This is a genomic window from Albidovulum denitrificans, assembly GCF_002973535.1.
Taxonomy (GTDB): domain Bacteria; phylum Pseudomonadota; class Alphaproteobacteria; order Rhodobacterales; family Rhodobacteraceae; genus Albidovulum; species Albidovulum denitrificans.
In genome coordinates this window covers 108,477-130,198 of record NZ_PVEP01000002.1, presented here as the reverse complement: position 1 = coordinate 130,198, position 21,722 = coordinate 108,477, and the positions used below count along the sequence as shown (strand labels likewise).

Here is a 21,722-nt window from a genome sequence, read left to right as displayed (position 1 = left end):
CGTCGGTTGCCGCTTCGACGACAAGGTCGAAGCGCGGCGTGTCAGGGGGCCAGATCGGGGACCGGGCGGGGCCGGCCGGCATCGTCGATGGCGACGAAGGTGAATGTCGCCTCTGTCACCTTCTCGCGGTCGCCGATACGGCCGCGTTTCACCCAGGCCTCCACCCCCAGCGCCATGGAGGTGCGGCCGACGCGCGTCACCTCGACATAGATGCACAGCACGTCGCCGACCTTGACCGGGCGGATGAACTTCATCGCATCGACGGCAACGGTGGTGACGCGCCCCTGCGCCCGTTCACCGGCAACCATCCCGGCGGCGATGTCCATCTGGCTAAGGACCCAGCCGCCGAAGATGTCGCCGTTGACATTGACGTCGCGCGGCATGGCAAGCGTGCGCAGCGTCAGCGCGCCGGTCGGTTCGGAAGTCATCGCCTCTCCCTTGGCCCCCTGCGCGGGGCCGAAGCCCTCAGACCCGGCGCATCCGGTTGCGGTAGCGGATGATCCGCCAGATCGTCAGCACGATCAAGGGCGCGGCGTAAAGAACCGGCTCGATCACGACATGGGTGGTCATAAGCCAGTGGATATAGGCCAGCACGGCCGCCGGATAGACCCAGCGCTGAAGCCGTTTCCAGTCCGTCCCCATCTTGCGCACCGACTGGTCGTTCGACGTCAGCAGCAGCGGGATCATGATCGCGAAGGAAATCCAGCCGACGAGGATCTCAACCCGCAGGAAGGACCGGATCAGCGCGCCCATGTTGGCGTTCATCAGCCAGAAGAGAAGGTGCAGCAGCGCGTAGCCGAAGCTCGCCACGCCAAGGTGGCGGCGGCGCTGTTTCAGCCAGGGCAAGGGGCCGAAAAGAAGCTGAAGCGGCGTCACCAGCATGGTCACGATCAGAAGCCAGCAGGACAGGACGCCGGTCCAGGGAACGTAGGGAACCTTGCCGTGCAAGACCAGCCGTTCAAGCAGGAACCAGATCGCGGGAAGTGTCAGGACAGCCCAGAAAAGGTATACGTTATCGGTAATACGGCGCATTGCAGCCCTCGGGGTCGTGGTGCCGCCCCCGGACAGGCCGGGGACGGGAAGATCGGTCGCCTATTCGGCGGCGATGGCAGCCTTCATTTCCGGCGTCGGCTTCTTCACCTCGAATTCCTCGTGGTAGGAGCGTTCGACGTTGACGGTCCAGACATCATGCTCTTCGCCCAGGATGTTGCGCGCGGCCAGCATCGCCGACAGCATCGAATGGTCCTGGTTGTTGTAGCGGTGCAGGCCGTTGCGGCCGACCGTCTGGAAGTTGTCGAGCGAGACGATCCACTCTTCCAGCACGTCAAGCGCGGCGCGGTATTCGCCGTCATAGACCGGATAGGCCTTGGGCTGGCGGATGATGGCGGCACCGATGACGTCACTGGCCTTGGCAAGGCCAAGCTGTTCAAGCTCTTTGCCCGCAAGCTCGCGCAGGTCCTCGTCCGACATGTTCCACAGCCCGTCGCCCTTCTGGCAGAAATATTCCATGCCGATGGAGGCGGTGTTCTGGTCGGGCAGCATTTCCTTCGACCAGGCGCGGAAGTTCTGGATCCGGCCGACCTTCACCGCGGGCGAATGGATGTAGATCCAGTTGTCCTTGAACGGGTCGGCATGGTCCAGAACCAGCGTCACGATCAGGAAGTCGCGGTATTTCAGCTTGTTCGCGGCCTCCACCACGGCGGGCGGCGGCGGCGGATCCATCGCCTGGATCAGGTCGCGCAGCGCCATGGTGTTGACGAAGTGGTCGCCCTCGACCCGCTCCATCACCGGCTCGCTGCCATCCTCGTTCCAGTGTTTCACATCGACCGAGGTGACGCGGTTGCCGTCGCGGTTGACGCGCACGACTTCCGAGCGCAGGTGGACCTCGCCCCCCTTCTCCTTCACCAGTTCGGCGGTCTTTTCCCACATCATGCCGGGGCCAAGGCGCGGATACTGGAATTCCTCGATCAGGCTGGTGGTGTCGTTGGCGCCGGAAATCGCGTTCCACACCGCCTTGAACAGCGACAGGTTCTTGATCCGCTGCGCGGCCCAGTCGGCGCGGATCTCGCGCGGATTGATGCCCCAGACCTTCTGCGTGTAACTGCGGAAGAAGTGCATGTAGAGGCGGCCGCCAAAGCGGTTGATGACCCACTCCTCAAAGCTTTCCTCATTGCGGTAGGGCCGCACCTGCCACTTGAAGTAGGACAGGAGGATGCGCATCGATTCATAGGGGCCGATGTTCCACAGCGCGTTGAAAAGCTTCAGCGGATAGTCGAAGAACTTTTCGCGGTAGTAGATCCGGCTGAGACGCGGGACGGTGATGAAATCGTCCTGCAACACCTCATGCCACATCTCCTCCACCTCGGAGACCTTGGTGAAGAAGCGGTGGCCACCGATGTCGAAACGGTAGCCGTTGTTGGTTTCGGTCCGCGAGATGCCGCCAACCATGGTCCCGCCCTCATAGACCTTGGGCTTGAACCCGGAGCTGCGCTTTTGCAACTCATAGGCTGCGGTCAGGCCCGCCGGGCCGCCCCCGATCACCACGACGGGGCTACGCTCGTCCTGCTGCATGTTAGACATCACCGTTCCCGAAAATCGTCGTTTCTGAAATCCACCCTCACGTCCCGAGTATATATCGGGATAAGGGCGGGGCCAAACCCTGTCCGTCCAAAACCATGGTGCAGACCGCCGTTTTGGAACCAATCAAGCAAGTTTGACCCGGTTCGTTGAGCCGTGAAGAGCAAGTCCTTGATACGGAAATACATATCTCTACCCCTGATGGAAAAACCGAAAGCCACAACAACCCTACGCTTAACTGCCTTCGAATCGGCACATTTCCCCGATCCGACTTTCACATACCCAACAAAACTCATTATAACCCATTGAAAACAATTGATTGGAGGCAAGACCCACCGTCACACCTTAACATAACGACCCTGAACCGGAATGCCGCGCCCGTCAAATGCGTTGCGCGTATCCAGCACAAGTGGGGCGGCGCGGGCGACCAGTTGGTAATCGACCGACGTGTGATCGGTCGTCACCAGAACGGCGTCATATCCGCCCAGCGCCTCCGCCGTCAGCGGCACCGACACACGGCCCGCAAGGCGGGGGTGATCGCGCGTCTGGGGCATCACCGGGAAATAGGGATCGTGATAGTCGCAGGCCGCTCCCATCTCCTCCAGCCGGTTGAGAATGGCGAGGGCGGGGCTTTCGCGCGTGTCCTCGATGTCCTTCTTGTAGGAAACGCCAAGGATCAGCACGCGCGCCCCCTTCACCGGCTTGCCGCCGTCCTTCGACAGTTCCACCGCGACACGGCCCGCGATCATGTCGGGGGCGTTGTCGTTGTTGCCGCGCGCCAGATCGATGATCGGCAGGCAAGACCCCACATCCTTCGCCCGCCAGGACAGATAGACCGGCGACACCGGGATACAGTCGCCTCCGATGCCGGGACCGGGGTAGAAAGGCATGTAGCCGAAGGGCTTCGTCGCCGCCGCGCGGACGACTTCCCAGACATCGACGCCCATCGCCTCCATCGCCACCTTCATCTCGTTGACAAGGGCTATATTGACGGTGCGAAAGCTGTTTTCGGCCAGTTTCACCGCCTCGGCCGTGGCCAGCGAACTGACCGGCACGGTGCGCGCGACGATGCGCGAATAGAACATGTCGATCAACTCGCGCGACCGCGCGTCGTCGGCGCCGACGATCTTCGGGATCGACTTGGTGTCGAACTTGTCGTTGCCGGGGTCCTCGCGTTCGGGCGAGAAGGCAAGGAAGAAATCCTCCCCCGCGCGCAACCCGCCCGCTTCAAGGATCGGCTTGACCACGGTCGCGGTCGCGCCCGGCCAGACGGTGCTTTCCAGCACCACAAGCTGCCCCGGCCGCAGCCATTTGGCGATGCCTTCGGCGGCGCGGACGACATAGCTGAGGTCCGGTTCGCGCGCGGGCGACAGCGGCGTCGGTACGCAGATCAGGACGACGTCGATTTCCTGCAACACGGCGAAATCAGCGGTCGCGCCGAACTTGCCGCCCGCGATGGCCCTGGCGATCCGATCCTCGGCGAAGTAGGAGATCACGCGCTCCCCCGCGTTGATCGCATCGACGCGGGCGCGGTTGAGGTCGATGCCCGTCGTCGGGAACCCGGCCTCGGAAATCGTCAGCGCCAGCGGCAGCCCGACATAGCCCAGACCCACCGTCGCGATCCGCGCCTGGCGCGAGGAAATGCGATCCTTCAGGGTCGAGAACAGGGAAAATGCGTTGGTCATGTTCAATCCAGATGCAGGCCGCCCGCAGACGTTATCAATATCACAGCCCGGAGACTTATTGCACCTGCACAATAAGGCAGGCAACCACAACGCGACCAGTCGGGAATGTTGTACCTTTGTGGCGAACAATGGCGCTTTCGAGGCGTTTTTGACCCCCGATCGCCCGGAGAATGCCCAAATACGTGGCAGCAGATTCGCGCCATCGCGCGGTCGGGCGGGTCGCGCCGGGCAACCATCCGCAGGCGCCGCCCCCGACTGTTTCGCATTCGCAGCAAAGTCCGCAGATGCCGATGGCGGGGCGCGGGGGTGCGTGTTAGCATCGCGGCGTTCATCGGGGCGTGTTTCAGCGAGGCGATATGAAGGTTCTCATTACCGGCGGCGCGGGGTTCATCGGGTCGCATCTGGCCGAACGGCTTGTGGCCGAGGGTCACAGCGTCTGTGCGCTGGACGATCTGTCGACCGGGCGGCGCGAGAACCTCGCAAGCCTTGAGGGCAGCAACCGCTTTCGCCTCGTCACCGGGACGATCCTCGACCCCTGCCTCGTGCAGGCGCTGGTGGATGAGGCCGAGGTAATCTTTCACCTCGCCGCCGCGGTCGGCGTGAAGCTGATCATGGACGAACCCTCGCGTTCGATCCTGACCAATATCAACGGCACCGAAAACGTGCTGAAGGCGGCGCTGAAGGACAAGAAGCTGACCTTCGTCGCCTCGACCTCGGAAGTCTATGGGAAGGCGACGAAATTCCCGTTCTCCGAAGACGACGACCTGACCATCGGCGCGACGAAGAACCTGCGCTGGTCCTATGCCTCGGCCAAGCAGCTCGACGAATTCCTGACGCTGGCTTATGTGCGCGAGGTCGGCCTGCCCGCCATCGTGCTGCGCTTCTTCAACACGACCGGGCCGCGCCAGACCGGGCGTTACGGCATGGTCCTGCCCAATTTCGTGCAATCCGCGCTGGAGGGGCTGCCGCTGATGGTTCACGGCACGGGCGAACAGACCCGCTGCTTCGGCCATGTCGCCGATGTGGTGGAATCGCTCGTCCGGCTGATGGACACACCCGCCGCGCAGGGTGAGGTCTTCAACGTCGCCAACGATCAGGAAGTGTCGATCCGCGGCCTTGCCGAACAGGTGATCGCCGCGACGGGGTCCACCTCGGAAATCCAGCTTATCCCCTATTCCGACGTCTATCCGGTCGGGTTCGAGGATATGGCCCGCCGCCTGCCCGACGTCTCGAAACTGGAACGCACCATCGGCTTCCGCCCGCGCCGCCCGCTGGCCGAAATCATCCGCGACATCGTCGCCGAGAAACGCGCGGCGATGGCGGCCTGACCATGGCGGAGACATCGAGGCGCGACACTTTCTGGCTTGCCGCGATCCTCGCGCTGGCGGCGGTCCTGCGGATCTGGGGCCTGAACGCGCCGCTCTGGCATGATGAGATCCACACCGTCGTCACGCATCTCGACCTGCCCTGGGGCGACATGCTTCGCGACTATTCGATGAACCACCACTACCTCCACAACATCGCGGCCAAGGCGACGATGGAGCTGTTCGGGCGCGAACCCTGGGCGATCCGCCTGCCGGCGATGCTGTTCGGGCTGGGCGTGATCTGGGCGACCTGGGTTCTGGCGCGCGAGATGGCGGGCGTGACGATCGCCCATGTGACGGCGCTGCTGCTGGCGCTTTCGTATCACGAGATCTGGTTTTCCCAGAACGCGCGCGGTTACACCGGCCTCGCGCTCTTCTCGACGCTGGGGATGCTTTACTTCCTGCGCGGGCTGCGAAGCCCGGCAACGGGGACATGGGTCGCCTTTGGCGTCACCCTCGCGGCGGCGGTCTTCACCCATCTGACGGGCGCCTTCTTCTTCATGGCGCAGGGGGTGGTCTGGCTTGGCCTCATCCTCTGGCGACTGGCGCGCGGGCGGCTGGACGGGGCGCTGGTCAAGCTGCCACTGATGGGCTTCGTGATCGGCGGTGTGCTGACGATCCTGCTTTACCTGCCGATCCTGCCCAGCCTTCTCGCCACGGTTTCGAACGTCTCCGAAACCTCTGCCGTCGATGTGATGAAGGAATACCAGAACCCGGTCTGGACGGCGATGGAGGCGATCCGCACCGGCATCGGCCAAAGCGGCGCGCTGGTGGCCGTCACCGGGCTGGCGGTGCTGGCCCTCGTTGGCCTCGGCAGCCTTTCGCTGCGGCGGAGGGAGCCGCTTTTCGCCCCGATCACGGTCCTGCACATCCTTTTGACCGTGGCGCTTCTGATGACGGTGGGCATGCGCATCTGGCCGCGTTTCTTCTTCGTCGATATCGGCTTTCTGGTGCTGCTGATCGTGCTGGGGGGGCGGTTTTTCTGCGACCTCATCGGCCGCATGACGGGCAGCGCGGCGCTGGGACGGGGGCTTTTCATCCTCGGCACCGTCGGGGTCGTCGCGATCTCGGCCTATCTGGCGAAGCGGAACTACGATTTCCCGAAGCAGGACACCGCCGGGGCCTATGCCTATGTGACCGGGATTCAGCAGCCGGGCGAGCGTGTGCTTGCCGTGGGTCATACCGGCCCCGACCTGAACAGCTGGTACAAGGCGGGCTGGCCGGAGATCTACACGGACGACGAATACCGCGCCGCCCTGGCCGAACCGGGGCCGGTGATCCTTGTCGTCGGTTTCCCGGCGCGGTCCTTCCGCGATGTCCCGGCGCTTGGCGCCGATGCGGGCTATGATGACGGGACCGATATGTGCGACCCCGACCGCGTGACGGACCTGCCCCTCAAGGTGCTGCGCTGTTTCAGCGGGACGCTGGGGGATGGCGGCATGGTCGTTCTCAGGCGTGACTGAGGGCGCGCATATCGTCATCGGCTCCGGCCCCGCCGGGGTGTCGGCCGCGATGGCCCTTCTGGCGCGCGGGCGGACCGTGGTGATGGTCGATGGCGGCAAGGTGCTGGACAGGGACGCCGCCCGACGCCGTGACGCCATGGCCGCGGACGATCCGGGGGGCTGGACGGCGCAGGACCGGGACGGCTGGATGGCGCCGCAATTCGCGACCCTGCCGGGGCAGGTGCGCCGCTACGGGTCCGATTTCGCGATGGAGCCGGGGGCGGAGACGATGGCCGACCTGCCCGGCTGGTTTGCGCTCCGCGCATCCCGCGCGGCGGGGGGGCTGTCGAACCTGTGGGGCGCGGCCGTTCTGCCCTATGCCGCGCGCGACATGGCGGACTGGCCCGTCACGGCGGCCGATCTTGCGCCGCATTACCGCGCGGTCACCGGGTTCCTGCCGGTCGCGGGCGTCCCCGATGCGCTGGCGCCGCTGCTGCCCGAACCGCCGATGGCGGGGCGGAGGGGGATTGAGCCGTCGCCGCAGGCGCGCGAGTTGCTGTCGCGGATGGCGCGGCGGGGGGACGCGCTGGCCCGGATGGGCGTGACCGCCGGTCAGGCAAGGCAGGCGGTCGATAGCGGCTGTCGGCTTTGTGGCCTTTGCCTGCATGGCTGCCCCTACGGGCTGATCTGGAAGGCAGGCGACACGCTGGCGAATCTCCGCCAGCACCCCGGTTTCAGCTACCGCCCCGGCGCCGTCGTGACCCGGGTTGATGAGGGTGACGGCGCCGTGACCCTGCACCTTGAGGGCGGCGGCACGATCAGGGGCGCGCGCGCCTATCTCGGCGCCGGAGTGCTGGAAACCGCGCGCATCCTTCTGGCCTCACAGCCCGGCCTGGGGGAGCTGACGCTGCGCGACAGCCAGCATGCCTTCCTGCCGATGCTGCATCGCTGGGCCAACCGCACCCGGCCCGACCGGGGCCGCTTCCACACCCTGCCGCAGGCCTTTGTGGAGATCGCCGCCCCCGCCATTTCCCCCCATCTGGTCCATTCCCAGCTTTACACCTGGAACGAGTTTTTCCCGCGCGACCTGATCGGGAATTACGCCAGCAAGATTCCCTTTTCCGCCCCCCTCTTCGCGGCGCTGGCGCGGCGGCTGATCGTGGCGCAGATGTTCCTGCATTCCGACCACTCCCACCGCATCGCGCTGCGCCTTGCCGCCGATGGCCGCCTGTCGGCCCGGCTTGAGACGCATGAGGGGATGGAGGGGACGCTGAAGGCCGCGGCCCGGCATATGGGGCGGGCGATGTCGAAACTCGGACTGCTGCCCCTGAGTTTCGCCACCAGACCCGGCGCGCCGGGGTCGAGCTTTCATGTCGGCGCCTCGGTCCCGATGGCGGCAGAACCGAAGGCGGGGCAGTCCGACCGTCTGGGCCGCCCCCTTGGCTGGGAAAGGCTGCACCTGATCGACGCCACCAGCCTGCCCGCGATCCCGGCGACGACGATCACCTATTCGGTGATGGCCAACGCCCACAGGATCGGCGCGCTAAGCGATTAACCCGCGCCGTTCTCGAACGCCCCGCCCTCCAGCGCGCGGGCCAGCTCCGCGTCGCCCCGGCGATGCGCCGCCCCGGCCAGTGCCGCGCCATAGGCGGCCATCACCGGCGTTTCGTGCCAGACCGTCTCGAACGCCTTGCGCGCGGCGGCGGATTGCTGGGCGCGATGGGCCGGGTCACCCTGAAGCCCCCGCATCGCCGCGACCAGATCATCCTCGGTGGAAAAGAGCGCGCCCCCGCCCGACCGCTCGACAATCTCGGGGAACGGCCCCAACCGCCGGGCGATCACCGGGGTGCCAAGGCGGAAGCTTTCGATCAGGATGATCCCGAAGGTCTCATAACAGACCGATGGCACGATGAGGCCCTGCGCACCGCGATAATAGGCGTCCAGCTCCTCAGGGCTCTTGCGGCCGAGGAAAAGGATATTCCGCCGCCCCTCCGCCAGCCGTTTCAGCTCCGCCGCATAGTCGCCATCGCCAAGGATGATGAGGTCGGCATCCGGGTAGCGGTCCATCGCCGGGAAGACGTCTTGCAGGCCCTTGATCTTCTCCAGACGGCCCACGAACAGGAAATAGGGGCGCGGGTGGCCGGTGAAGGGCGCGGCCATCTGCGCCAGGTCGGGCAGGAAATAGGGCAGCACGGTCATGTCGTGGCGCAGCCCGAATTCGGCATGTTTCGCGCGGCTGAATTCGCTTTTGGCGATGATGAGGTCCATGCCCGCCAGCGCCCGGTCCAGCATCCCCGTCGCGCGCCAAAGCTGCGGCGGGCGTTTGTAGGACAGTTGGCATTTCAGGCAGTGGCGTTCGTCACAAAGCTCCCGCCCATAGCGCCAGAGGACATGGGTCGGGCAGACCAGCCAATGTTCATGCGCCTCATAGATCTTCAGCGCGTCGCCCATACCCAGAAGGCCGGGACCGCCGATCAGCGAGGTGTTGTTGTGCCAGATGATGTCGGGCTTGCGCGCCTCCAGTATCTCGCGGATGCGGGGGCCATGGATGACGGGGCGGCCAAGCTGCTGGGTCAGCACGTTCGACAGCATCGGATTTTTCGCCCGAAGGCCGATGCGGCGGACGCCATCCGGCGCGCCCTCGCCCTGCACCTTGCCGCCGAGGATGCGGTAGCTGTCTTCCTCATGCACCACGGTCACGTCATGGCCGCGCGCCGCCAGCGCACGCGCCATCCGCTGCACGCCGATGGCGTCGCCGCCGAAGGAATGGGGCGGGTAGAAGGTGGTGAACATGACGATGGAGAGCGAACGCATGAAACCTCTCAGACCTCGGGCGCGGGGAAGCGCCCCGGCGCGACATAGCTCAGGAACAGGGCCAGCCGGTCGCGCATCATCAGGATCGCAAGGGCGGCAAAGACCGCGATCCCGGCAAGGATGCTGACGCCCAGCGCCAGCCCCGCCGACCAGCCCGCGCCGGTCAGCGCGCCGTGGATGACATGCACCGCCCCCGCCATGACCAGCGCCGCGATGGCAGGTTTCCCATTGCAGGCGATCAGCGGCCCGATCGCGCCGCCGCCGAGGCGCGAAACGATGCGGAAGCGCAAGACCCAAAGCAGGTAGAAGGCGGCGACAAAGCCCGCTGTGATCGCGACCACACCATAGGGGGCGGCGATCAGCATCAGGACGGCGGCCAGCGCGACCGTGGCCCAGGTCAGGATCGTGATGTCGCCCGCATGACCGGCGGCAAGGCAAAAGCTTTGCTGCACCATCGCGATGCAGATGTAGAGGCCGAGGAAGGACATCACCTGCAAGACCGGCGCGGCGGGCAGCCATTCCGGCCCGAAAACCACGCCCAGGATCGGGCGGGCCAGCACGGCAAGACCCGCGAAGAAGGGAAACGCCGCCAGCCCCGACATGCGCGCGATGTCGAGAAGCAGGTCGCCCGCCCGCCCGCCGGCGCGGTTGATCTCTGCGAAGGCGGGCTGCGACACCATGCGCAAGGGGGTGGAAATCAGGTTCGACAAGGGTTCCACAAGCCGCCAGGCGATGCCGTAAAGGCCGGTCGCGAGCGGGCCGAGCGTGACGCCGATCAGGAAGACCGGCAGTTGCACAAGGCTGACCTCGCCCGCGCGCAGGCCTAGGACACGGATGCCGAAGGCACCGGCGCGGCGCAGATGGGCGGGGGTCGTGCGCAGGCCCGGCCGCCAGTCGACCGCCGTCCAGGCAAGGACGACATTGGTCGCAATCAGCGCGACCCAGTGGCCGACATAGCTCCACACCCCCCAGCCGGTCAGCGCCATGCCGATCCCAACCGCGCCGCCGACGACCTCCCCCGCGACGGCGCGCAGAGACATGGCGCGAAAGTTGAACTCCCGCCGCAGGATCGCGACGGGGACGGCGGTGAAGGCGATCAGCGGCACGGTGACCGACAGAACGCGCAACATCTCCCCCACCTCGGCCTGACCGTAGACCTGTGCCACGGGGCCGGAGATCAGGTTCAGGAAGACCGCCAGCGTCAGGCCGATTCCGGTCGTCAGCCAGAAGGTCGCGTTATAGTCCGCCTCATCCGGGTCATGCGCGGCGATCAGGTATTCCGACACGCTTTCGCGGACAAGCTGTTCCGCCGAGACGGAGAAAACCGCCGCCATCGCCATCAGCCCGTAAAGCTCAGGCCCGAGGATATTGGCAAGAACGGCGAAGACGGCGAACTTGATCGCCTGTTCGGTCCAGCCGCCCGCTGCCATCCAGGCGACGCCCCGGATGAACTTGGCGCCGACGGTCACGCGACGCCCTTCCAGGGTTTCATCACCGCGCCCTTGACCGCGCGCAACCCCCGCCGCGCCGCCAGATAGGCAGAGCCGCGCCCGGCCAGATGGGCGCGCCAGCGGGCCGGATCGGTGAAATAGAACATCTCAAGCCGCGGCAGGTCGAAGCGTTCCGAGGCAGGCCCGGCGCTGGCCAGACGGGTGCCGACGGAGCTGCGGTAATAGTGCGCGATGCGCGCCTGCGTGGCCTTGCCCGCGATGCCATAGGGCGGCGCGAAATGCAGGGGCGCGGCGCCCAGTTCCGCCGCGATCCGGTCGCGGGAGCGGATCAGCTCTGCCTCCACCGCCGCCTCCTCAAGCGCGTCGAGGTCGGGGTGGCTTTCGGTATGGCTGCCGAAGATCACGCCCTCGCCCTGAAGGCGGCGGATCGTGTCCCAGCCCATCAGCTTGCGGGGCTGCGCGGCGATCCCGCGCCAGCCCTCACGACCGCCGATATAGTTGGTCGGCAGATAGACGATGGGGCGAAACCCAAGGTCCTTCATCACCGGCCAGGCGGCATCGGCGAAATCCTGAAAGCCGTCGTCGAAGGTCAGGATCACCGACCGGTCCGGCAACACCGCGCCGCCGATCTTGGCCGCGCAGAAATCGTCCAGCGTGATGACCGGCACGCCCGTCTCGGCGATCGCGCGCATCTGCGCGGCGAAGGCGTCGGGCGCGATGGCCGTCGGCCCGCCCTGCCCCGAGATCGAGTGGTACATCAGGATATCGACGACCGGCCCCGCCATGTCAGTCCTCGACGCGGTGGTGTTCGAAATCCTTGCGATGCGCGGCCCATTGGGCGCGGTCCACCCCGCCTTCGGCCGTCAGCACATCGGCCGCCGCATAGGCCATGGCGAAGGCGTGGTGCGTGTTGTCATGGGCAAAAAGCCCCTGCCGCCCGAAGCTGAGGAAGCCGTCCAGCGTCGAAAGCCAGTTGTCCACGGTTTCGAAATGGCGCTGATAGTCAAGGTCATAGACCGGATAGGCATGGGCGATGCGGCGCGTTTCGGTCCGTATCACCGGCACCTTGACCGGCAGGCCGAGGTTGCCGAGCCAGTCGCAATAGTGCCGCCCCAGCTCCTCATCCGTCATGTCCCACCACTTCTCACCCGGATCGCAGGGCAGTTCGGCGCAAAGGATCGTCCTGCCCTTCGGCCCGGTGGCGGAATTGTAGTTCTTCGGCTCCGACATGCGGCTGATCGGGATCGAGAGTTCGGGGAAGTAATGCGCGTCGTATTCGGTGAACTGGTCGGTTTCCAGGATCAGGTAGACAAGGATCATGCCCCGAAACCGGATTGCCTTGGCCGCCTCGATCACCTCGGCCGGGGGGGCTGGGTCCATCAGGCGGGCGACGGTCGTCAGCGGGATCGTCGAATAGACCTGATCGGCGCTGTGCAGCACCTCTTCGCCATTCTCGCGGGTGACGATGCCCGTGACGCGGCTCCCGTCCCGTTCGATCCGCACGATGTCAGCGCCAAAGCGGAAGGCTGCACCCTGCCCCCGCGCTGCTTCAACCATCGCATTCGAAATCTGCCCGAAGCCCTTCTTCGGATAGTAGAATCTTCCCGTCGTCTCGCCCCTGAGACCGGGGATCATCCGCATCATCTTGCCAAGGATCTTGCCGATGGACGATCCGGAGACGCGGCGTTCCGCCAGCGTCACGGCCAGCTTGTCGGGGTCAAGGCCCCAAAGCTTGCGGACATAGGGGAAGTAGAAATTTTCCGAAATCGTCGGGCCGAGGCCGTCGTAAAGGACGGAGGAGAAACTGCGCGGCCCGGTGGATGCCTTGCGGAACTTCTTCAGCACCATGTCGCCGATCAGGGAGGCCGCAAAGGCCGGCGGCAGTTTCAAAAGCGCGTCCTGAAGCTTTAGCGGGAAGTGGATCCAGCGCCCGCCCAGCCGGATACGGCCATGGCGCGGCTGAAGCAGAAGATCATCGCCCAAAAGCCCCTTCACATCGGCAATCACATTCGGATCGGCCACCGGGTGAAAGCGGTGCGAGCCATAGTCGCACCAGATGCCGTCGATCTGGAACGAGGTCGAATTGCCCCCCGCGACCGGCGCGCGTTCAAAGACCTCTGCCTCGGCCTTGCCCTTGCTCAGCCGGTAGGCGGCGGCGATGCCCGCAGGGCCCGCGCCAAGCACCAGCACACGCGGTTTCGCGCGGCCTTCACCCTTGGAACTCGTCATTCGGAAATCTCCTTGAGGGTGGTGGCGCGGGTTTGCAGCCGCCCGCCCGAAAGCACCAGGATCAGCGCACCGATGGCGCCGGCGAGGTAAAGAATGCCCTGCCAGGCAAGGCCCGAGGCCACGACATCGGGCGCGGCGGCGCCAAACGGCACCAGAAGGGCTGCAAGCGAGCCTTCGCGCACGCCAAGCCCGCCCAGCGACAGGGGCAGCGTGGCGATGATCTTGGCCAGCGGCCAGGCGAAAAACCACGCAGCGAAGGGGACATGGACGCCCACCGGCTCTGCCAGACGGATCGACAGCCAGATCAGCACCGACTGGATCGCCGCCGAATAGACCAGCGTGAAGAGCAGCAGGACCGGCCGTTTCGCCAGCGCGCCGAAGGCCTCCGCGACGCGCAGCGCAAGGCCCCGCGCGGGCAGGCCGGGCCAGCGGGTCCAGACCAGCCGCGCCACCGGCGGAAAGGCGAAAAGCGCCGCCGCCGCCAGCGCCAGCACGGCCATCGCGACCGGCACCACCATGCCCTGTTCGCCCGGCTCACCCGCCTCGGGCAGCAGCATGAAGCCGGTCAGCATCAGGCAGGCCAGCGCGGCAAGGTCGATCATCCGGTCGCCCACCGCCGCCGCCGCCACCTTCGGCCCGTCACGCAGCGCCGCATGGGCCAGCCCCGCGCGCACCGCATCGCCCCCGGCGGCGCCGGGCAGGCAGAGATTGGCCGCCAGCCCCGCGAAATGCGCCCTGAGCGCGACCGGGAAGCTGACCGCGCGCTCCATCAGCAGCCACCATTTCGACGCGGTGGCGACATGGCACAGCAGGAACGCCCCCAGAACCGACAGGAACAGGGGCCAGCTGAGCCGGGTGAAGCCCTGAAGGATCGCCTCCTTCGGCAAGAACCAGAAGATGAAGCCAAGCACGACCGCCGACCCGGATGCCCGGATCAGCCATTTCCGCATCGCGCTGCGCCCGACGGCCACGATCAGGGCCTCAGGTGCAGGCGCGAGATCATGTCGGCGATCAGGCCCAGCGACCAGATGATGAGGGCCGACAGGAAGGCGAAGATCGTCGTTTCCGACAGGTTGTCCATCCAGATGTCATAGAGGAATTTCAACGCCCCCACGCCCATCAGCGCAAGGCCCAGCGGGATGAAGACCCTGAGCGGGTTGAACAGCACCGTCATGCGCAGGACGAGGATGATGAAGTTCAGGAAATCCACCGGCCGGATTTTCGATTTTCCAACCCGCTTGCCGTATTCGATCGGCGTATACATCATCCGCTTGCCATTACACGACATGCAAAGCGTGATCGTCGTGGTGAAGGAAAACTTCTGCGGCAGGAGCGGGATGAAGGGGACAAGCTCCGACTTGCGGAACACCCGCAGGCCGGAATTGAGGTCGTTCAGCTTCCGCTCCGCCAGGAAGGAGGCGAAGGTGTTCAACACCCATTTCGCCGGTTTGCGAACCCAGGGGACGTTCTTCATCGCCGCCCCCCGGTCGCCCACCACCATGTCCTGATCGCGGCACATGGCCAGCATCGAGGGCAGGTAATGCGGCGGATAGGTGCCGTCGGCGTCGATGATGGCGACGTATTCGTATTGCGCCTTCTTGATCCCGCGCTTCAGGCTGGCGCCGTAGCCGGTATTGACCTGATTGCTGTCCACGATCACGCCGGTTTCGCGCGCGATCTCAAGCGTGCGGTCCTCGGACCCGTCATCGACGACGATGATCTCATAGGGGATGCCCTGCGGGTCCATCGCCGCGCGGACTTCCTCGATCGTGTGACGCACCGCGCCTTCCTCATTATAGGCCGGGATCACGATGCTGAGCGTCATGCCGTCAAGCTCGGACGCGATCTTCTGCGCGGCCGTCTTGCCGGCGGTCTTGGTATCCATATCCTTCATTCCCTTCCCCGCTTCCGGTTGGGTTTGTTGTACCTTCGCGGCCCGTTACGGCACATGCAGGCGGTTCTTCACGCCCAGGACGTGATATTCGAACAGGCACCAGGCAAAGGCCGTGGCCGAGTAGACGTAGTAGAACTGGTGCCAGGCCAGCGTCGCCGCGGCAAAGCCCGCGCCGCCATGGGCATACATGAAGCGCACGAAGCGCCCGTTGGCGAGGATGGCCAGCAGGATCAGCGCCAGCGTCAGGGGCCAGATCCCCGGCGCGAAGGGCAGCGCGAGGATCGACAGGATCAGCAGCCCCGCCAGCACCGCCTTGGCCTTTTCGCCATGGCTGGTGTTGAGGTCGTTATGCACCCCCTCGCGCGCGATCATCAGCCGCGACCAGGGCAGCGCGCGGCGGAAGATGTCGGTGTGAAAGGCGCCCTTCGGCGTCCAGACCTTCAGGTGCTTGCCCAGAAGCGTCGGATCGACGGTGATGCGCCCGCCCGCGCGGCGGATGCGGTAGCCAAGCTCGATGTCCTCGATCGACGGCACGCGGTAGGTTTCCACGTCAAAGCCGCCGATCTTCAGGAACATGTCCTTCCTGACCGCGCCGCACCCGGCCCAGAACGTATGCGCGTCGCGCTGCGCGGTCTGGTGGTAGAAGCGGTGCATCAGGTTCTTGTAGCGGGAAAACCAGTGCTGCCCGTCGGGCGCGCTGTCATAGGACCCGAAGACCGCCGCGACCTCGGGGTCGGCAAAGGCGGCGCGGACCTTTCCGGCGCCGTCGTCATGGGCGATCACGTCGCTGTCGACGAACCACAGGATGTCGCCCACCGCCTCTTGCGCCGCCATGTTGCGCGCCAGGCCCGGCCCGCCGTTCTGCGGTGTGGTCAGGACCCGCGCGCCCATCCCGCGCGCGACCTCGGCCGTGCGGTCGGGGGAGCGGTCATCGACCACGATGACCTCCGTCACCTCGCCCCGCGCCTGCATCGCCATCAGGGGCGCCAGAACGCGCGGCATCAACCGCTCGGCCCCGAAGGCGGGCATCACGACCGAGATTGTCGGGCCACCCGCCGTCATATCTGCCCCCCCGCCCCGTTGGCGAACTGCCGCGCGCGGCGGAAGAAGAGGACAAGGATCGTCGCACCCAGGGGCAGCAGCCAGATCACCCGCGCGCCATAGCGCGTCGCGGGCTGCGAGATGCCGCCACAGACCAGCGCATTGGCGAGGATGCCCAGAAGCAGCATCACCACAAAACCCTTGATCCGTCCCGGCACCCGGTTCGGCCAGAAAAGCAGCCCCGCCGCCACGATCAGCGACACGAGGTAGAGCATGTCCTGCATCGCGTTGACCGGGCCGAACCAGCCAAGGTCCTCTGTCAGCCGCCCATGCGTGAACGGCCCCGTCATCAGCCCCGACGCGGCGGCGTTCTGCGCCACGATGGCCTCGGTCGGCAGGGTCATGTCGACGCTGACCAGACGCGACTGGATCAGGGTGTTCTTGAGGAAGGCAAAGGTCGTGTCGAAGGGCGCATCGGCCAGAACGTCGAAGAAAAAGCCGATCTGCGCCTCGGCCACGACGCGCTGGTCGTCCGGCGTCATCAGCCGGAAGGAGCCAAGCTGCTGGCTCGTCTCGAACACGATATGCGTCGCGGTCAGGCGATAGGGATCGTCCGAGATTTGCAGCGCGGTATAAAGCTTGCAGGTCGGGATCGCGTCATTCGGGCAATGCGTTTCCAGATAGTGCAGGCCCGGCCCGTCCTGGATCAGCCGCGCGGTGATATAGGGTTTGATCACCACCTCGGAGCCGGAGACCTCTTTCGCGGCGGTGCGCAGAAGGCTTTGTTCGGCAAAGCCGATGCCGAGGACGACCAGCACCAGCGCGGGCGGCAGCCACCAGCGATGCCGCGTGATGATGAGCGATACGAGAAGTGAGGCCGGGACCATCAGCGCCGCGATGGCCAGATGCGACAGGTGCGAGACCACGGCGAAAGAGGCAAGGCCCATGGTCAGCAAAAGCTCCCACCAGCGCATCCCGCGCCCGAAGATCGTCAGCGAGGCGATGCAAAGCAGAAGCACCGGCGCGAAGGTGTCGGGCATCAGATAGGCCACGAAGAAGGGCAGCGAGCCCAGCGAGGCGACGATCACCGGCAGGCAGACCATCTGCGCCAGCGAGACATGCAGACCCATCTTGCGCTGCGCGATCCGCATCGGCAGCCAGACCGCCAGCATCACCGCCAGGGCGTTCAGAAGGTTCAGCCCTTCAAGCAGGCCAAGCCGCGCCAGCAGGCCGGTCAGAAGCGCATAGGGCGCGGAGCGGGAGCCATCTACCGTGTTCTTCGCGTCGATCTGGGGCAGGTCGGGCCGGGGCGCGGTGGTCTCGCCGCCATTCACCCCTGCTTCCTGCTGCGCCCAGGCTTGGGCATTTTCCGCCTGGATCGGGGATTCGCCCTCAAACCCCAACTGCCGCAAGCCGTTATGACCCTGCGAGATATAACCGATCGTGTCGAAATAGAACAACGGGCGGCCATTGATGACCATGACGCTGAACATCGCGACGAAGGCCGCGATGATCCAGAGCGCGTTGCCAACCGCGCTACCGCTTCGCGTCTGGGTCTGCATCGTTGTGACGGTCATGCCTCCACCCGCCCTGCCGCGTCAAGTTCTTCGCGCAAGGCCCTGAAATAGCTGATGGTCTTGGAAAGTCCGTCGCGCAGCGCCACCTGCGGCTCCCAGCCCAGCGCGCTGCGGGCAAGACCGATATCGGGCTGGCGCTGGATCGGGTCGTCCTGCGGCAGCGCCTTGTGGACGAGTTTCGAGGAGGAGCCGGTGAGGTCGATCACCGCCTCGGCCAGTTCCTTGATCGTCATTTCCACCGGGTTGCCGATATTCATCGGCCCGGTGACCTCATCGGGGGTTTCCATCAGGCGGATCAGCCCCTCGATCAGGTCATCGACAAAGCAGAAGGACCGGGTCTGGCTGCCATCGCCATAGATGGTGATCGGCTCGCCCGCCAGCGCCTGCATGATGAAGTTCGACACCACGCGGCCGTCCTGCGGGTGCATCCGGGGGCCATAGGTGTTGAATATCCGCGCCACCTTGATGCGCAGCCTGTGCTGGCGGTGGTAGTCGAAGAACAGCGTCTCGGCACAGCGCTTGCCCTCGTCATAGCAGGACCGGTAGCCGATCGGGTTCACATGGCCCCAGTAGCCCTCGCGCTGCGGATGGACCTGCGGGTCGCCATAGACCTCGGAGGTGGAGGCCTGAAGGATCTTGGCGCGCAGACGCTTGGCCAGACCCAGCATGTTGATGGCGCCATGGACCGAGGTCTTCGTCGTTTGCACCGGGTCGTGCTGATAGTGGATCGGGCTGGCGGGACAGGCGAGGTTGTAGATCTCGTCCACCTCGACATAAAGCGGGAAGGTCACGTCATGGCGCATGATCTCGAACCGGGGATGGCCGATCAGATGGGCCACGTTCTCGCGCCGGCCGGTAAAGTAGTTGTCGACGCACAGCACGTCATGCCCGGCCGCGACCAGCCGTTCGCAAAGGTGGGAGCCAAGGAAGCCCGCACCGCCCGTCACCAGAATCCGCTTGGAAATCACGCTCATGCCGCGCTGCCTTCGCTGTCCGTTCCGCCTGCGCGCGCCTGCCCGGCGCGGCCCCTCATCCCAGATGTCCGGGGCAGGATTATGACGATGCGCCCTGTATCGCCCGCCCCCCTCAACGCATCAGGGCAGGGCATGGTCACGCCTGCCGTTCCGAAATACCGCATCGCGCCTTCAAATCCTCGGTCAGTCAATCTTTCGGGGTCTGCGCCCGCCGGGGCCGTCCCCTTCGTCACGCATCTGCATCGAAATCGCAGTCGACTATCACTCAACCAATCCGCCCGTCACCTTGCATTTATCTCTCGCCAGCCGTGCAGCCGCCAGCGTTTTTCTGCATCCGCCAAGAAATAGCACGATTCCCGGCGAACCGCGACAAGCCACGTTTCAGCCCCGCGAAAGGCCGTCGAAGACGCCCGTGATCGGCCACGGAACGGAAACAATGCCACCGGTCAGTTACACCCGGCCGCGAGGTTTCGCCAGCCCGCCCGCACCCCGCCCCATTTCCGCTTTCACCACCGCGTCGGCCCCGATATGGTCCGCCGCAACGACAAGTGGCCAGGTTTCCATGCAGATAGACAAGACAAAACTCCCCGGTGTGCTGATCCTGACGCCGCGCCGCTTCGGCGATGCGCGCGGCTGGTTTTCCGAGGTCTGGAACAAGGAGACGCTGGCGCGTCAGGGGATCGTGTACGATTTCGTGCAGGACAACCATTCGATGTCGGCCACTGTCGGCACGGTACGGGGGCTGCATTTCCAGGCGCCGCCCCATGCGCAGACAAAACTGGTGCGCTGCGGGCGGGGCCGGGTCTTCGACGTGGCGGTGGATATCCGCGTCGGCTCCCCCACCTACGGTCAGTGGGTGGGAGAGGAGCTGTCGGCCGACAACGGGCGGCAACTGCTGATCCCGGCCGGGTTCCTGCATGGCTTCATCACTCGGGAACCAGACAGCGAGCTGCTTTACAAATGCTCCGACGTCTACGCGCCCGACTGCGACGGCGCGGTGCGCTTCGACGATCCGCAGATCGGCATCGACTGGGGCATCGACACCGCCGGCGCGGTCCTGTCGGAGAAGGACGCCAAGGCGCCTTACCTGAAGGATTTCCAAAGCCCCTTCCGCTATGAGGTGACGGCATGAAGCTTCTCGTCACAGGCGGCGCGGGGTTCATCGGCTCGGCCGTGATCCGCCGCGCGATCCGGGCCGGGCATTCGGTCGTCAACCTCGACAAGCTGACCTATGCCGGGTCGCTGACCAATGTGGCCGAGGTCGCGGACAGCCCCGCCTATGCGTTCGAGAAGGCCGACATCTGCGACCGCGCGGCGGTGGATGCGATCCTTGACCGGCACAAGCCCGACGCGATCATGCATCTGGCCGCCGAAAGCCATGTCGATCGCTCCATCGACGGCCCCGCGGCCTTCATGGAAACCAATATCATCGGCACCTACACGATGCTTGAGGCCGCCCGCGCCTACTGGACCGCGCAGGGCAAGCCGCAGGGCTTTCGCTTCCACCATATCTCCACCGATGAGGTCTTTGGCTCGCTCCCCGCCGATCCGGGGGTGAAGTTCACCGAGGACACGCCTTACGATCCCCGCTCCCCCTACTCGGCATCCAAGGCGTCGTCGGACCACCTCGTCCGGGCCTGGGCGGAAACCTACGGGCTGCCGGTCGTGCTGACCAACTGTTCGAACAATTATGGCCCCTACCACTTCCCCGAAAAGCTGATCCCGGTGGTGATCCTGAAGGCCTTAGCGGGCGCGCCGATCCCGATCTACGGCAAGGGCGACAACATTCGCGACTGGCTGTTTGTCGAGGACCATGCCGACGCGCTGCTGCTGGTCGTCCAGAAGGGGGCGCTTGGGCGCAGCTACAATATCGGGGGGGAAAACGAGGCCACGAACCTTGAGCTGGTGCAGAAGATCTGCGCGATCCTTGATGAAAAACGCCCCGGCAACGCCCCCTATTCCGGGCAGATCACCTTCGTCGCCGACCGCCCCGGCCATGACCAGCGCTATGCCATCGACCCGACCCGCATCCGCGAGGAACTGGGCTGGCGCCCCTCGGTCACGCTGGATGAGGGGCTGGAGAAGACGATCGACTGGTATCTCGCGCATGAGGACTGGTGGCGCGCGCTTCAGGACCGCGACGGCGTCGGACAGCGGCTGGGAACCGGGTAAGGGCATGATCACCGCCCACCTTCCGGCCGGCTATCTTCTGGGGCGCGGGGTCAACCGGCCAGGGCGGTTCGTCCTGCCCGCCGCGCTTGCCGGGGCGGTCTTTCCCGATTTCGACCTTGCCTATTTCGTCCTGATCGACAACTGGAGCGTTCACCACCACCGCTACTGGGTCCATGTCCCGTTCTTCTGGATGATCCTCAGCGCCGTGATTCTGCCGCTAGTCTGGCGGACCGCCGCGCGCCTGCCCGCGCTGGCCTTCCTTGCGTCGGTCTTCCTGCACCTGATCCTCGACACCGTCGTGGGCGACATCATGTGGGGCGCGCCGTTCAGCACCCGGCTCGTCTCCTTCTTCGACGTACCACCCAGCCACGACTTCTGGCTCTGGTCCTTCTTGCTGCACTGGAGTTTCGCGCTTGAAGCCTCGATCTGGGTCGCGGCCGTCACGCTGTGGATCAACCGGCCGCGACGGCAGGCGGCATAGGGGGCGGCCCGGACGGGCCCG

The 21,722-nt window shown here is 65.6% G+C and carries 19 protein-coding genes; 6 read left to right on the top strand and 13 right to left on the bottom strand.

Annotated features, from left to right (window positions below):
• Positions 1–41: 41 nt before the first annotated feature.
• The 4 genes from LX70_RS06370 to LX70_RS06355 all read right to left on the bottom strand — a co-directional run bounded on the left by LX70_RS06370 (position 42) and on the right by LX70_RS06355 (position 4,262).
• The gene (locus LX70_RS06370) at positions 42–428 is read right to left on the bottom strand and encodes an acyl-CoA thioesterase (RefSeq protein WP_105513735.1); all 387 of its coding nucleotides are present in this window, start codon (positions 426–428) and stop codon (positions 42–44) included.
• Positions 429–465: 37 nt separating this feature from the next.
• Positions 466–1,032, bottom strand: coding sequence for a protein-methionine-sulfoxide reductase heme-binding subunit MsrQ (locus LX70_RS06365; protein WP_105513734.1), 567 nt, complete (start codon positions 1,030–1,032; stop codon positions 466–468).
• A gap of 60 nt (positions 1,033–1,092) precedes the next feature.
• Entirely contained in the window at positions 1,093–2,580 is a 1,488-nt protein-coding gene (locus LX70_RS06360) for an NAD(P)/FAD-dependent oxidoreductase (RefSeq protein WP_211301678.1), read from the bottom strand.
• 335 nt (positions 2,581–2,915) lie between these two features.
• Positions 2,916–4,262: a nucleotide sugar dehydrogenase gene (locus LX70_RS06355; protein ID WP_105513732.1), complete on the bottom strand. Its 1,347-nt coding sequence runs from the start codon at positions 4,260–4,262 to the stop codon at positions 2,916–2,918.
• Between the two features lie 356 nt (positions 4,263–4,618).
• Between LX70_RS06355 and LX70_RS06350 the strand changes: the two genes are divergently transcribed.
• From LX70_RS06350 to LX70_RS06340, 3 genes are read left to right on the top strand one after another with little or no spacing between them, the layout of a single operon-like run.
• The gene (locus LX70_RS06350) at positions 4,619–5,590 is read left to right on the top strand and encodes an NAD-dependent epimerase/dehydratase family protein (protein ID WP_105513731.1); all 972 of its coding nucleotides are present in this window, start codon (positions 4,619–4,621) and stop codon (positions 5,588–5,590) included.
• Between the two features lie 2 nt (positions 5,591–5,592).
• A complete protein-coding gene (locus LX70_RS06345; RefSeq protein ID WP_105513730.1) occupies positions 5,593–7,089 on the top strand; it encodes a glycosyltransferase family 39 protein in 1,497 nt (498 codons plus the stop codon).
• Positions 7,058–8,623 (top strand): GMC family oxidoreductase, encoded by a 1,566-nt coding sequence (locus LX70_RS06340; RefSeq protein WP_105513729.1) that lies wholly within the window; start codon positions 7,058–7,060, stop codon positions 8,621–8,623. The genes LX70_RS06345 and LX70_RS06340 overlap by 32 nt, the downstream gene beginning before the upstream one ends.
• On the opposite strand, the gene LX70_RS20375 is transcribed toward LX70_RS06340, so the two are convergent.
• The 9 genes from LX70_RS20375 to LX70_RS06290 are packed head-to-tail and all read right to left on the bottom strand — an operon-like array spanning position 8,620 to position 19,048.
• Positions 8,620–9,882, bottom strand: a complete 1,263-nt coding sequence (locus tag LX70_RS20375; RefSeq protein WP_146111558.1) for a glycosyltransferase family 4 protein — start codon at positions 9,880–9,882, stop codon at positions 8,620–8,622. The two genes, LX70_RS06340 and LX70_RS20375, sit on opposite strands and share 4 nt — an antisense overlap.
• A gap of 8 nt (positions 9,883–9,890) precedes the next feature.
• Positions 9,891–11,351, bottom strand: a complete 1,461-nt coding sequence (locus LX70_RS06325; protein WP_105513727.1) for a lipopolysaccharide biosynthesis protein — start codon at positions 11,349–11,351, stop codon at positions 9,891–9,893.
• A complete protein-coding gene (locus LX70_RS06320; RefSeq protein ID WP_105513726.1) occupies positions 11,348–12,118 on the bottom strand; it encodes a polysaccharide deacetylase family protein in 771 nt (256 codons plus the stop codon). Before LX70_RS06320 ends, LX70_RS06325 begins: the two co-directional genes overlap by 4 nt.
• A 1-nt stretch (position 12,119) precedes the next feature.
• Entirely contained in the window at positions 12,120–13,562 is a 1,443-nt protein-coding gene (locus tag LX70_RS06315) for a protoporphyrinogen/coproporphyrinogen oxidase (protein WP_105513725.1), read from the bottom strand.
• Complete coding sequence (locus tag LX70_RS06310; RefSeq protein WP_105513724.1) at positions 13,559–14,533, bottom strand: lysylphosphatidylglycerol synthase transmembrane domain-containing protein; 975 nt, start codon at positions 14,531–14,533, stop codon at positions 13,559–13,561. Before LX70_RS06310 ends, LX70_RS06315 begins: the two co-directional genes overlap by 4 nt.
• A gap of 2 nt (positions 14,534–14,535) precedes the next feature.
• Positions 14,536–15,447, bottom strand: a complete 912-nt coding sequence (locus tag LX70_RS06305) for a glycosyltransferase family 2 protein (RefSeq protein WP_170076135.1) — start codon at positions 15,445–15,447, stop codon at positions 14,536–14,538.
• Between the two features lie 54 nt (positions 15,448–15,501).
• On the bottom strand, positions 15,502–16,518 hold the full coding sequence (locus LX70_RS06300) for a glycosyltransferase family 2 protein (protein WP_105513722.1): 1,017 nt from the start codon (positions 16,516–16,518) through the stop codon (positions 15,502–15,504).
• Positions 16,515–18,074 carry a hypothetical protein gene (locus LX70_RS06295; protein WP_105513721.1) on the bottom strand — a complete coding sequence of 520 codons (1,560 nt, stop codon included), beginning with the start codon at positions 18,072–18,074 and terminating at the stop codon, positions 16,515–16,517. Before LX70_RS06295 ends, LX70_RS06300 begins: the two co-directional genes overlap by 4 nt.
• Entirely contained in the window at positions 18,071–19,048 is a 978-nt protein-coding gene (locus LX70_RS06290) for a UDP-glucuronic acid decarboxylase family protein (protein ID WP_105513720.1), read from the bottom strand. Before LX70_RS06290 ends, LX70_RS06295 begins: the two co-directional genes overlap by 4 nt.
• 562 nt (positions 19,049–19,610) lie before the next feature.
• Between LX70_RS06290 and rfbC the strand changes: the two genes are divergently transcribed.
• From rfbC to LX70_RS06275, 3 genes are read left to right on the top strand one after another with little or no spacing between them, the layout of a single operon-like run.
• Entirely contained in the window at positions 19,611–20,180 is a 570-nt protein-coding gene (rfbC, locus tag LX70_RS06285) for a dTDP-4-dehydrorhamnose 3,5-epimerase (protein ID WP_105513719.1), read from the top strand.
• Positions 20,177–21,220, top strand: coding sequence for a dTDP-glucose 4,6-dehydratase (gene rfbB / locus LX70_RS06280; RefSeq protein ID WP_105513718.1), 1,044 nt, complete (start codon positions 20,177–20,179; stop codon positions 21,218–21,220). The genes rfbC and rfbB overlap by 4 nt, the downstream gene beginning before the upstream one ends.
• Positions 21,221–21,224: 4 nt before the next feature.
• Positions 21,225–21,701, top strand: coding sequence for a metal-dependent hydrolase (locus LX70_RS06275; RefSeq protein ID WP_105513717.1), 477 nt, complete (start codon positions 21,225–21,227; stop codon positions 21,699–21,701).
• The last annotated feature ends 21 nt before the right edge of the window (positions 21,702–21,722 follow it).